This window comes from Marisediminicola antarctica (assembly GCF_009930795.1).
GTDB lineage: Bacteria > Actinomycetota > Actinomycetes > Actinomycetales > Microbacteriaceae > Marisediminicola > Marisediminicola antarctica.
On record NZ_CP017146.1, the window covers coordinates 279,704 to 291,723 of the forward strand.

Annotated in this window: 8 protein-coding genes; 4 read left to right on the forward strand and 4 right to left on the reverse strand. The window is 67.5% G+C overall.

Features of this window, described 5'->3' with window-relative positions; all coding sequences use genetic code 11:
- Positions 1–87 precede the first annotated feature (87 nt).
- Positions 88–1,524: an XRE family transcriptional regulator gene (locus tag BHD05_RS01315; RefSeq protein ID WP_161884828.1), complete on the reverse strand. Its 1,437-nt coding sequence runs from the start codon at positions 1,522–1,524 to the stop codon at positions 88–90.
- Positions 1,525–1,658: 134 nt separating this feature from the next.
- Between BHD05_RS01315 and BHD05_RS01320 the strand changes: the two genes are divergently transcribed.
- Together BHD05_RS01320 and BHD05_RS01325 are read left to right on the forward strand one after the other, a co-directional pair.
- Complete coding sequence (locus BHD05_RS01320; protein ID WP_161884829.1) at positions 1,659–3,530, forward strand: phosphoenolpyruvate carboxykinase (GTP); 1,872 nt, start codon at positions 1,659–1,661, stop codon at positions 3,528–3,530.
- Between the two features lie 23 nt (positions 3,531–3,553).
- Positions 3,554–4,135 (forward strand): dihydrofolate reductase family protein, encoded by a 582-nt coding sequence (locus BHD05_RS01325; protein ID WP_161884830.1) that lies wholly within the window; start codon positions 3,554–3,556, stop codon positions 4,133–4,135.
- A gap of 419 nt (positions 4,136–4,554) precedes the next feature.
- Here the strand turns inward: BHD05_RS01325 and BHD05_RS01330 are convergent, their stop codons facing one another.
- From BHD05_RS01330 to aceA, 3 genes are all read right to left on the reverse strand, one after another.
- Positions 4,555–6,129 carry an HNH endonuclease signature motif containing protein gene (locus tag BHD05_RS01330; protein ID WP_161884831.1) on the reverse strand — a complete coding sequence of 525 codons (1,575 nt, stop codon included), beginning with the start codon at positions 6,127–6,129 and terminating at the stop codon, positions 4,555–4,557.
- Positions 6,130–6,395: 266 nt separating this feature from the next.
- Positions 6,396–8,015, reverse strand: a complete 1,620-nt coding sequence (gene aceB, locus BHD05_RS01335) for a malate synthase A (protein ID WP_236966602.1) — start codon at positions 8,013–8,015, stop codon at positions 6,396–6,398.
- 52 nt (positions 8,016–8,067) lie between these two features.
- Complete coding sequence (gene aceA, locus BHD05_RS01340) at positions 8,068–9,372, reverse strand: isocitrate lyase (RefSeq protein ID WP_161884832.1); 1,305 nt, start codon at positions 9,370–9,372, stop codon at positions 8,068–8,070.
- Between the two features lie 126 nt (positions 9,373–9,498).
- Here aceA and BHD05_RS01345 point away from each other — a divergent pair, with 126 nt between their 5' ends.
- Both BHD05_RS01345 and BHD05_RS01350 read left to right on the forward strand, forming a co-directional pair.
- Positions 9,499–10,968 (forward strand): helix-turn-helix transcriptional regulator, encoded by a 1,470-nt coding sequence (locus BHD05_RS01345; protein WP_161884833.1) that lies wholly within the window; start codon positions 9,499–9,501, stop codon positions 10,966–10,968.
- A 49-nt stretch (positions 10,969–11,017) separates the two neighbouring features.
- A complete protein-coding gene (locus BHD05_RS01350; RefSeq protein ID WP_161884834.1) occupies positions 11,018–11,944 on the forward strand; it encodes an LLM class F420-dependent oxidoreductase in 927 nt (308 codons plus the stop codon).
- The last annotated feature ends 76 nt before the right edge of the window (positions 11,945–12,020 follow it).

The window sequence follows — 12,020 nt, forward strand, 5'->3', positions numbered from 1 at the left end:
ACGCGACCCAACCCGAAATTCAGCAACCACCACGGAGGGGCAACGCCCCTGAGACGCTGAATAATGAAAGGAATTGCGCGGGTCGGCTCAGCGCGACGGCGCCGCGTGCGCCTCGAGAAACTCGTACAGTTCGCGGTCGTCGACGCCGGGAAACGTGCCCGATGGCAGGGGAGCGAGGATGTGCGCGTGCAGCTTGGCGCTCGACCAGGCCTTGCCTGACCAGCGCGACGCGAGGCTTCCGGATGGCAGCATGCAGCAGTTCTTGTCCGGGCAGGTCGAGACTGCGCGGGCGGTCGTCTCGCGCCCGCGGAACCACTTCGAGTGCGCGAAGGGCACCCCGATCGTGATGGAAAACTCCTCCGCCGAGGTCGTGCCCGTCTGGGTCGAGTCGAAGAAGGTGCCCTCCGGGGTGTCGGTGTACTGGTAGAACTCCGTCGTGCGGTTGGTGTGCTCAAAGGCCTTGCGCGCGCTCCACTGCCGGCAGACGAGCTGCCCCTCCGTCGATCCGGTCACGTCGACCGGCAACCGCAGCCCGTCGTTTTCGTACGCCTTGTAGACGGCGCCGTTACCGCCGACCCGCAGAAAGTGCAGCTGCATGTCGAGGTGCGCCGTTCCGAGGTTCGTCAGCCGCAGTGCAGCGGCCTCGTGGGTGACCCCGAAGGCGTCGCGGAAGTCCTCGACGGCGATATTCCGCTCCGCCTTGGCCGCCCGCAGGAATTCGACCGACTGGGTGAGCGGCATGAGGCATGCCGCAGCGAAGTAGTTGATCTCGAGGCGCTGGCGGAGAAAATCCGCGTAGCTCTCCGGCTCCGCGTGGCCGAGCAGCCGGTGCGCCATGGCCTGCAGGGCCATCGAGCGCAGCCCGTGCCCACCCGGGATGGATGCCGGTGGCAGGTAGATCCGTCCATTCTCGAGATCCGTGACCGAACGAGCCGAGTGCGGAAGGTCTCCGACATGGACAAGCTCGAAGCCCAAGTGCTCGGCGATCCGGCTCACCGAGCGGTGGGTGAGAGCGCCAGAGACGTGTCCGACACCACGAAGGGTGTCCTCGGCCAGCTTCTCGATGTCGGGGAGGTAGTTGTCGAGTGCGCGCATCTGCTGACGCAGTTCGGTGTTCGCACGCCTGGCCTCTTCTGGCGTCGCGATCGCTTCGCGCTCACGCCGGGCCAGCTCGCGGTTGAGTCCGACGATCGCGGCGAGGGTCTCGTCACTGATTGCGCGCGACGGCTTGACCTGCGGAAGACCGAGAGACGCGTAGACGGATGAGCGCTGCAGTCGGTCGAGCTCGATCTCGAGGGCTGCCCGCGGGTTCGGCGCCGAATCGTCGAGCAGCGCGTTCACGTCGGTGCCGAGCGCCGAGGCGATGCGGGCGAGAAGCGAGAGGCGCGGCTCTTTGCGGCCGTTCTCGATGAGGGAGAGCTGGCTGCCCGCGATGCTGACCTCGGCCCCGAGCTGGTCGAGGGTTAGCCCGGACTGGTTGCGGAAGTGGCGAATTCTCTGTCCGAGCGTGGCAAGATCTTGCATCCGGCCAGAATACCGAAAGAATTGCCAATCTTTCTACCCAATAGGGGCTGCCACGGGCCTGTAGAAGGTCAACCATGGAAGAGAAGGACGATCTTGACCGGATCCCCGCCCCAATGCGTTCAGAGGAGAACCCCATGAGCAGCTCGACCCTCAACAGGCCCACAACGACCGGACCGACGAGAGTTGTCCAAGCCCGGGCTATGGCGCATACGCCCCCCGAAGGCACCGATCCCGGCGTCGTCGCGTGGGTCGAACAGATCGCGGCCCTCACCCTTCCCGACGACGTCGTCTGGTGCGACGGCAACCCGCAGGAGTTCGACGGTCTCATTCAGGTCATGCTCAAGCAGGGCACGATCGTGCGCGTCAACCCGGAGCACCGCCCCTACAGCTTCCTCGCCCGCAGCGATCCCAACGATGTGGCGCGCGTCGAGGACCGCACCTTCATCTGCTCCGAGTTGGAAGAGGATGCAGGACCGACCAACAATTGGGCCGACCCGACCGAGATGCGCGAAACCCTCGACGGCCTGTTCGCCGGCGCGATGCGCGGCCGCCGCATGTACGTGATGCCCTTCTCGATGGGACCGCTCGGCTCACGCCTGTCCCGGCTCGGCGTACAGGTCACCGACTCCCCCTACGTCGTCGCGAGCATGTCGGTGATGACTCGCATGGGATCCGCCGCGCTCAAGCTGATCGGCTCCGACACGAACTGGGTTCCGGCCGTGCACAGCGTCGGCAAGCCGCTCGCGCAGGGCGAGCCCGACGTGCCGTGGCCCTGCAACAACGACGAAAAGTACATCACCCACTTCCCCGAGACCCGCGAGATCTGGTCATACGGGTCCGCGTACGGCGGAAACGCGCTCCTGGCCAAGAAGTCTTTCGCACTGCGGATCGCCTCGACCATGGCCCGCGACGAGGACTGGATGGCCGAGCACATGCTCATCCTCAAGGTCACCAACCCGCGCGGCAAGGTATTCCACGTCGTCGCGGCATTCCCCTCCGCGTGCGGTAAGACGAACCTCGCGATGCTCAAGCCGACCATCCCCGGATGGAAGGTCGAGACGATCGGCGATGACATCGCCTGGCTGCATCCCTCCGCCGACGGCACCCTTCGTGCGATCAACCCCGAGGCGGGCTTCTTCGGTGTCGCTCCCGGCACGGGTGCCTCGACGAACGCGACCGCGGTCGAGACGATCTGGGGCAACACAATCTTCACGAACGTCGCCCTGCGCGACGACGGCGACGTCTGGTGGGAGGGGCTCACCGACAAGGTCCCGGCGCACCTGACCGACTGGCAGGGCAAGGACTGGACCCCGGCGTCCGGGCGCCCCGCCGCGCATCCGAATTCCCGCTTCACCGTCGCCGCACGCCAGTGCCCGACGATCTCGGACGACTGGGACGACCCGGAGGGCGTCATCATCGACGCGATCATCTTCGGCGGCCGCCGCGCCACCAACGTGCCCCTCGTCGTCGAGGCCCGCGACTGGGAGCACGGCGTCTACCTCGGTGCGACGATCTCCTCCGAGAAGACCGCCGCCGCGGAGGGCACCGTCGGTGAGCTGCGCCGCGACCCGTTCGCGATGCTCCCCTTCTGCGGGTACAACATGGCCGACTACTGGGCGAACTGGCTCAAGGTCGGCGACAAGCTGCGCCCAGGCGGTCGGATGCCCCGCATCTTCCAGGTGAACTGGTTCCGCAAGGATGAGGACGGCAGCTTCCTCTGGCCAGGGTTCGGCGAGAACTCCCGTGTTCTCGCGTGGATCCTCGAGCGCGCCGACGGCAAGGTCCCGGCAGCCGATGGGCCGCTCGGGCTCGTCCCTACCCCTGACGGCCTCAACGTCGAGGGTCTCGATCTCCCCGAGGGCGACCTCGAGAAGCTGTTCAAGGTCGACCCGCAGTCATGGCTCGCGGAGGTCGAGTCGACGGAGAAGTACTTCGCAACGTTCGGCGAAAAGCTGCCGCACGCCCTCGCGAAGCAGCTGGCGGCACTTCGGGCACGCCTCAGCTGACTTGCCCCGGCTAGCGTTGGCATATGACACGGGTCGTCTACTACACCGCCTCGAGCCTCAACGGCCTCCTGGCTGACGAGAACAACTCCCTCGACTGGTTGTTTTCTGTCGAGCAGGATGCAGATCACAATGAGGCTGACTTCTCAGGGTTCTTGGCCGGCATTGGCGTGCTCGTCGAGGGGTCAACGACCTACCAATGGGTACTGGAACACGAAGGCCTGCTCGAATACCCGGAGCGCTGGCAGCAGTTCTACGGCAACCGTGCCACCTTTGTCTTCACGTCGAGGACGCTCCCCGCCGTCGAGGCCGCCGACATCAGGTTCGTCTCTGGCGGTGTCGCAGAGGTCTACCCTGAGCTGATCCGTGCGGCCCGCGATGGCGACATCTGGATTATCGGCGGGGGCGACATCGCCGGGCAGTTCGCTGATGCGGGGCTGCTCGACGAGATCCAGGTCACCTTCGCGCCGGCGTTCCTCACGGGCGGCGCTCCGCTGCTGCCTCGTCGAATTGATCCTGATCGACTGCGCCTGCGCAGCGTCGAACAGCGTGGCCAGTTCGCCCACCTGATTCTCGACGTGGTGAAGGCCGAGGTGCCGCGCCCCTAGAGAGCGCCCGACCAGGCGACCTCCCCGAGCCACGCAAGGCTCGGCTTGGGGTGGCGCTGGACCGTCTCGGAGCCCCAGTCGATTCGGCGCGTCGGTTGTAGTGGGAGGAAAAGACGGCAGGGGTGGATGCTGTGGTCGGGCCGCGTGCGTCGGGCCGCGGCCTCCGCTGGTGATGGCCCTCGTCGGTGTCGGAATTGAAGCGGGTGGCGTCGCGTAGCTGTTCGATCGGTCGAGCAGCGCGCGCAGCTTTCTGCTGGTTGGGCAGGTCGCGCAGCGTCCGTGCCGAAACCCGGGGTGCGTTCTCGACACGACCGTGGCTGGCCTGCTCAATCCACTCAGACCCGTTGGTTGAGCAGGTCGCGTAGCGTCCGTGTCGAAGCCTGGCCGTTCTCGTCCTGGTGTCATGGCAGTGCTGGTGGTCATTGCAGTGCTGGTGTGGGGAGTTTTCCGCCGCGTTTGGGTGTGCGGGTGGGGTCGATGTGTGTGGGTGGGGTGAACCAGGGGGTGTTGTCGGTGACCTGCACGGTCCATCCTTTGTGGATGATGTGGTGGTGTCCGGTGCATAACAGGATGCCGTTGTTGAGGTTTGTTGTGCCTCCGTGGGACCACCAGTGGATGTGGTGGGCTTCGGTGTAGGAGGGTGGTCGGCCGCAGCCGGTGATGGCGCAGCCGCCGTCGCGTTCGGCGAATGCGATCCGTTGGGCGCGGGTGAATAGTCGTCTCCCGGTGCCGAGGTCGAGGATTTGGCTGTTCCCGCCGAGGACTGCGGGGATCAGTTCCGCGTCCGCGGCAAGCCTGCGGGCGGCACCAGCCGTGATGGGGTCCTCGACCCCGTCGAGGTGTGCTGCGCCGAGGCCGGAGTGGAGTTGTTCCAGCGTCATCCGGATGATCAGGGTGGTGTGTGGGAGGAGTCCTGGTGCGGTGGTGCAGCCCATCATGTGCCGGGCCACATCGATCAGAGCGTCGGCGGCGATCCGAGGGATCGTCCGCGGGTCGGGGAGCTCGACATGGTGGTCACCGCACGCGTCCCGGTCGAGACCCTCATCGCCCATGCCGTGGCCGTGGTCGTGGCCGCCGGCGGTCCCCGCAGGTCCGGTCGGGTCGGTGTCGAAGCGGACGGCGCGGAGGGCGTCGCCGACCATCGCGTCGATCATGGTGCGCACATATCCGGCGCCGAGGGGGTCGAGGTCGATCGTGCAGCGCTCCAAACCGTTGCCCTGTTTGCTCCAGCGCAGCGACCGGGCCGCGATCAGTGCCTCCTCCCGCGGTGCGATCCCATCGGTATCGAGCGCGTCGCGCCAGGAGATCGACAGCTTCCGCACCGTGTCCGCCGGATGAGACGCGGCGAAGGTGACCAGTTCCTCCTCGGCCGCGACCAGGTGTACCGGCAGGGCGCGGGGGGCGGCCTGGGTGAGGGAGGTGATGATCGACTGGGCCGCATCCACCTGCACCACCGCGCTGTTCACCGCATCCGCGACCAGGGGGAACGGGGCGGGGAGGCGTTCGCCGAGCAGGGACACCGGTGCGGTGGTCGCCTCGCCCAGCCGGACTGTTCTGCCGGCCTCGGCCAGAGTCACCCGACCCAGTTCGGTGATCAGGGAGGCAGGGGAGGTATGCCCGGAAGATTTCGCCAGGCCGCCCTGACCGAGCGAGGGGCGCGAGCGCACACTCAGCTCCCCCGCCGCACGCACCAGGAGGGCATCGACGTGTCGTTTGAGGTCGTAGCCGGACTGGATCGCCCGCACCAGCCCCGCATCGGACATGGTCTCCACATCGAGCTGGGACGGAGCGACCGAGATCGCGCCGAACGATGCTCCGGCGGTTGCACCGACCGAGACGGCTGCAGCCGCTGCGCCGGATCCTGCTCCACGCGCATCGGGCGGCCGGGCATCCGGGTGTTCGCCGACCCGGGCGCCGAACCCGGTGAGCGCACCAGCCCACACCGACGCGAACGCACTAGCGCTTGCGGCGAGGGGATCGGTTGCTTTGGACATACCCACATAGTGACAGACACCACCGACATTCCAACCGACACCAAACCACACCCTGATCTGGGATATGTCCTGTGGACAACCCTCCTGGAGTACGGCCTGTGGAGGAGAAGACGCAGGCGCAATAGCGCGGGATTTCTGCACGGCCACGGGCGGCCTGCCCAATCGGCTGAGATCCGGCACGGACCCGCTGGTTGAGCAGGTCGCCCAGCGACCCGCGAAAATTGACAGAGGACGCCACTCCACGCATTGGAGCGCGCCCCTGTCGGTCAGGCGACCGCGAGCACCGGCCGCTCCTCGATGAGGTACCGGGCGTAGGCGCCGAGGGTCAGGAAGGTCGGGAAGTCCTCCTCGAGGGTCACCTCGCGGAACACCTCGATCGCCGCGTCGAACCGGTCGCCCGGCGACCGATCGAGCCCCGCGACGACCTCGGCGAGGATCGCATCCACCGACTTCACGGTAATCCGATTGCCCTCGGCGGTGACGACCCGCTGGTGGATCCACTGCCAGAGCTGGGACCGGCTGATCTCGGCCGTCGCGGCGTCCTCCATGAGGTTGTCGATCGCCGCGGCGCCCACTCCGCGCAGCCAGCTCTCGAGGTAGCGCACAGCAATCGAGACGTTGGCGCGCACGCCGACATCCGTCACCTCACCCTGGATCCGCAGGTTGAGCAGGTCGCCGGCGCTCACCGACACGTCCTCACGCAGCCGGTCGAGCTGGTTCGGGCGATCGCCGAGCACCGCGTCGAACTCGGACCGCGCGGCGTCGATGAGTCCCGGATGCGCGACCCAGGTGCCATCGAAGCCGTCGGCGGCCTCGCGGCGCTTGTCGTCACGCACCTGCTCGAGTGCACGTGCGGTGACCTCGGGGTCACGTCGATTCGGAATGAACGCACTCATGCCGCCAATGGCATATGCGCCCCGTTTGTGACAGGTCGACACGAGCAGCTCGGTATAGGCGCGCATGAAAGGCACCGTCATCGTGATCCGCGAGCGGTCCGGCAGCACGAAGGAGGCGCCGCGGCCGCGGAAATTCTTGATGATGCTGAAGATGTAGTCCCATCGGCCTGCGTTGAGGCCCGCGCAGTGGTCCTTGAGCTCGAACAGGATCTCCTCCATCTCGAAGGCCGCGGGGATCGTCTCGATCAGCACTGTTGCGCGGATCGTGCCCTGCGGGATGCCGAGCGCGTTCTCGGAGAACGTGAACACGTCGTCCCAGAGCCTGGCCTCGAGGTGGTTCTCGAGCTTTGGCAGGTAGAAGTACGGTCCGGTGCCCCCAGCGATGAGCTCCTTCGCGTTGTGGAAGAAGTAGAGTCCGAAGTCGACGAGGGATCCGGATGCCGGAGCGCGCATCCCCGCCCGGTCGGTGAATCGCAGGTGCTTCTCGACGAGGTGCCAGCCGCGCGGGCGCATCACGATCGTGGGGGTGCTCTCGCCGACCTTGTACTCCTTGCCGTCGTCGGAAATGTAATCGATCTGGCCGCGGATCGCGTCGAAGAGGCTGAGCTGGCCGCCGATGACGTTCGCCCAGGTCGGGCTGGTGGCGTCCTCCTGGTCGGCGAGCCACACCTTCGCACCGGAGTTGAGCGCGTTGATGGTCATCTTGCGGTCCGTCGGGCCGGTGATCTCGACCCGGCGGTCCTCCAAACCGGGGCCGGCCCCGGCGACGCGCCAGGAGGCATCCTCGCGGATGGCGGATGTCTCTGGCAGGAATTTGAGATCGCGTCCGTTGTCGATCGCCTTGCGCTGGTGCATCCGCGCGGCGAGGCGCTCGTGGCGGCGCCCGGCGAACTGGTCGTGCAGGCGGGCGAGGAAGTGGAGGGCCTCGGGGCTGAGGATCTCGTCGTACCGATCGCCGCCGTCGGCGGTGATCTCCATTCGGTTGTTCATGGTGTGTCCTTCGGTCTGAGCGAATGTGCGGTGGGCCCGTTGTGCGGGCGGTTTAGTGGAACTGGGCGGACTCGGTGGAGCCCACGAGAGCGAGGGTGGAGCTGTCGGGGTTGAGAGCCGTGGCGATCCGATCGAAGTAGCCCGTGCCGACCTCGCGCTGGTGCTTCGTGGCGGTGTATCCGTCGGCCTCTGACGCGAACTCGGCCTCCTGCAGCTCCACATAGGCGCTCATGTGGCGTTCGGCGTAGCCACGCGCGAGCGTGTACATCGAGTGGTTGAGCGAGTGGAAGCCGGCGAGGGTGATGAACTGGAACGCGTAGCCCATCTCCGACAGCTCCCTCTGGAAAGAGGCGACCTGGGCGTCGTCGAGGTGGCGCTTCCAGTTGAACGACGGCGAGCAGTTGTAGGCGAGCTTCTTACCGGGGAACTCCTTGTGGATGCTCTCGGCGAAGGTCCGGGCGAGCTCGAGGTCCGGCTCGGCGCTCTCGACCCAGAGCAGGTCGGCGTAAGGGGCGTAGGCGTGGCCGCGGGCAAGCACGGTCTCGATTCCGGGACGCGTCTCGTAGAATCCGTCGGCGGTGCGGCCGCCGGTGAGGAACGGGCGGTCGCGCTCGTCGACATCGCTGGTCACGAGGTTCGCGGCGAGCGAGTCGGTGCGGGCGATGACGAGGGTCGAGGTGCCGGCCACGTCGGCCGCGAGGCGGGCGGCGTTGAGGGTGCGGATGTGCTGGCCGGTCGGCACGAGCACCTTGCCGCCCATGTGTCCGCACTTCTTCTCGCTCGCGAGCTGGTCCTCCCAGTGCACGCCAGCCGCGCCCGCCGCAATCATCGAGGCCATGAGCTCGTAGGCGTTGAGCGGTCCGCCGAAGCCGGCCTCGGCATCCGCGACGATCGGGGCAAGCCAGTCGGTCGCCTCGCCGCCCGCCGAAACCCCCTCGGCGTGCTCGATCTGGTCCGCCCGCAGCAGCGCGTTGTTGATGCGGCGCACAACGCTCGGCACCGAGTTCGCGGGGTAGAGGCTCTGGTCGGGGTAGGTCTGTCCGGACAGGTTCGCGTCGGCGGCCACCTGCCATCCACTCAGATAGATCGCCTTGAGGCCGGCGCGCACCTGCTGCACGGCCTGGTTGCCGGTGAGGGCGCCGAGCGCCGGAACCCACGGCTCGTCGTGGATGAGCTGCCAGAGCTTCTCGGCCCCGCGCTTGGCGAGGGTCTGCTCTTCCCGCACCGAACCGCGCAGGGCGATGACGTCCTCGGCGCTGTAGTCGCGAACGACTCCGTTCCACCGCGCGTCGGTCTTCCACTGGGTTTCGAGCTCGGCTGCGGTCTGCGTCTGGTCGCCGGGGCGGATGCTGGTCATGTGGAACTCCTTCGTCGGTGGTTCTTCGACTCTGGACCCCCTGGAGAGGTTCTTCTCCAGAATGTTCGTCAGAAGATTCGCCGTTCTTCTATTCCGCGAAAGAAGGTTCGATGGCAGGCTGGTGGGATGACTACGACGCCGCTCGATCCGCCCGAAGCTGAAGGCATGCTCGATTCACTGACGATCGGCCGGCGCATCCGCCAGCTCCGCACCGAGCGCGGCTTCACCCTCGACAGCCTCGGTGCCGCGCTCGGCCGCGCGCCGTCGCAGATCTCGGTCATCGAGAACGGCAAGCGCGAACTCAAGCTTGGGGAGGTGCAGCGGCTCGCGCGCATCCTCGGCGTGAGCCTCGACGAGCTGATGAGCCAGGAACCCCCGTCGAAGCGCGCGGCCCTCGAGATCGCGCTCGAGCGCGCGCAGCGCGGACCCCTTTATGCGTCGCTCCCGCTGCCGGTGCTGCCCCTGCGCAAGTCGCTGAGCGATGAGGCGATCGAGACTATCCTCGCCCTGCATGACGAACTGCAGCGATTGCACCGCGAGCGTGCCGCGACACCGGAGGAGGCGAGGAGGGTCAACACCGAGTTGCGTCGGTCGATGCGGCACCGCAACAACTACTTCCCCGAGCTCGAGGCCGCCGCGAAGACGCTGCTCGACGCCGTCGGGCACGCGGGCGGGCCGCTCTCCCAGCGCGTCGCATCCGACCTCGCCTCGCACCTCGGCTTCGCATTGCACTATGTGGGCGACCTGCCCACGTCGACCCGCAGCGTCACCGACCTCAAGAACGGGCGCATCTACCTGCCGGTCGGACAGGCGAGCGGCAGCGACGCCCGCACGACCCTGCTCCAGGCGCTCGCGAGCCACGTGCTCGGGGTCACCGAGCCACGCGACTACGCCGACTTTCTGCGCCAACGGGTTGAGACGAACTACCTCGCTGCTGCGCTGCTCGTGCCCGAGCATTCGGCCGTCGCGTTTCTCACCGCCGCGAAGGAGAAGCGCGAGCTCTCGGTCGAGGACCTGCGCGACGCCTTCGCGGTGAGCTACGAGACGGCAGCGCACCGCTTCACGAACCTGGCGACCGAGCACCTCGGCATCCCGGTGCACTTCCTCAAGGTGCACGAGAGCGGCACAATCTCGAAGGCCTACGAGAACGACCGGGTGCTCTTCCCGACGGATGCTCTCGGCGCGGTCGAAGGGCAGCTGGTCTGCCGCAACTGGAGCGCTCGGCGAGTGTTCGATATCGCGGACCGATTCAGCCCGTACCACCAGTACACCGACAAGCCCACGGGAACGTACTGGTGCACCTCCCGCATCCAGTCAACAGCGAGGGGCGAGTTCTCGGTAAGCGTCGGCACGCCGTTCGCGCACGTGAAGTGGTTCCGCGGGCGCGACACCACCAACCGGTCGACGTCGACCTGTCCGGACGAGGGATGCTGCCGCCGCCCGCCCGCCGGCCTCGCGAGCCGCTGGGAGCAGCACTCCTTCCCGAGCGCGCGGCTCAACAGCTCGCTGCTCGCGGCGATGCCCGCCGGGGTGTTCCCCGGGGTCGACAGCACCGAGGTCTACGAGTTTCTCGACGCGCACGCGCCGCGGGAATAGCCGGCCACTCTCAGCGAGATTACGCGCTCCGCCGTGGCAGGCTGGTCCGATGGAAATCTGCATCTTCACCGAACCTCAGCAGGGCGCGACCTACACGGAGCTGCTCGCCTTCGCCCGCGCCGCGGAGGATGCCGGCTTCGACGGCTTCTTCCGGTCCGACCACTACCTGCGCATGGGCGACGCCTGGGACGGCCTGCCCGGCCCGACGGATGCCTGGACGACGCTCGCCGGGCTCGCCCGCGAGACACGCAGCATCCGCCTCGGCACCCTCGTGTCGTCGGCGACGTTCCGCCACCCGGGCATCCTCGCGATCCAGGTCGCACAGGTCGACGAGATGTCGGGCGGCAGGGTCGAGCTCGGGCTCGGCACCGGCTGGTACGCCGAGGAGCACGAGGCCTACGGCATCCCGTTCCCCGACAAGAGGTTCGGGCTGCTCGAGGAGCAGCTCGAGATCATCACGGGGTCGTGGTCGACACCGATCGGCCAGACCTACAGCTTCGACGGGGCCCACTACACGCTCACCGACTCTCCCGCGCTGCCCAAGCCAGTGCAGTCGCCGGTGCCCGTGATCGTGGGCGGCGGCGGGCGCAAGCGCACCCCCGCGGCCGCGGCGCGCTTCGCAACGGAGTTCAACATCGGCTTCGTCGCCGAGGACGTGATCGCGGAGAAGTTTGCGGGGGTGCGCGCAGCCGCGACCGAGATCGGGCGCGACCCCGAGTCCCTCAAGTACTCGGTCGCGCTACCGACGATCGTCGCGCGCTCCGACGCCGAGTTCCGCGCCCGGGCGGAGGCCATCCACACCGACCCGGATGACTTTCGCCTCATCAATTTCGCCGGCAGCCCCGCGGCCGTCGTCGAGAAGATCGAGCGGATGCGGGAGCTCGGCGCCGACCGCGTCTACCTGCAGCTCATCGACGTACGCGACTTCGACCACGTCGATCTCATCGCCGCGGAGGTGCTGTCGCAGCTGCGCTGAGTGCCCTGTGCTGCCCATCCGCGAGTCGCCCGAATAGGTCAGGTCCACAGCCCCCGAAGGGACACAACAGGGCGAC

Coding starts and splice junctions, on each gene's coding strand:
- BHD05_RS01315 (WP_161884828.1), bottom strand. CDS start 1,524: ATGCAAGATCTTGCCACGCTCGGACAGAGAATTCGCCACTTCCGCAAC.
- BHD05_RS01320 (WP_161884829.1), top strand. CDS start 1,659: ATGAGCAGCTCGACCCTCAACAGGCCCACAACGACCGGACCGACGAGA.
- BHD05_RS01325 (WP_161884830.1), top strand. CDS start 3,554: ATGACACGGGTCGTCTACTACACCGCCTCGAGCCTCAACGGCCTCCTG.
- BHD05_RS01330 (WP_161884831.1), bottom strand. CDS start 6,129: ATGTCCAAAGCAACCGATCCCCTCGCCGCAAGCGCTAGTGCGTTCGCG.
- aceB (WP_236966602.1), bottom strand. CDS start 8,015: ATGAACAACCGAATGGAGATCACCGCCGACGGCGGCGATCGGTACGAC.
- aceA (WP_161884832.1), bottom strand. CDS start 9,372: ATGACCAGCATCCGCCCCGGCGACCAGACGCAGACCGCAGCCGAGCTC.
- BHD05_RS01345 (WP_161884833.1), top strand. CDS start 9,499: ATGACTACGACGCCGCTCGATCCGCCCGAAGCTGAAGGCATGCTCGAT.
- BHD05_RS01350 (WP_161884834.1), top strand. CDS start 11,018: ATGGAAATCTGCATCTTCACCGAACCTCAGCAGGGCGCGACCTACACG.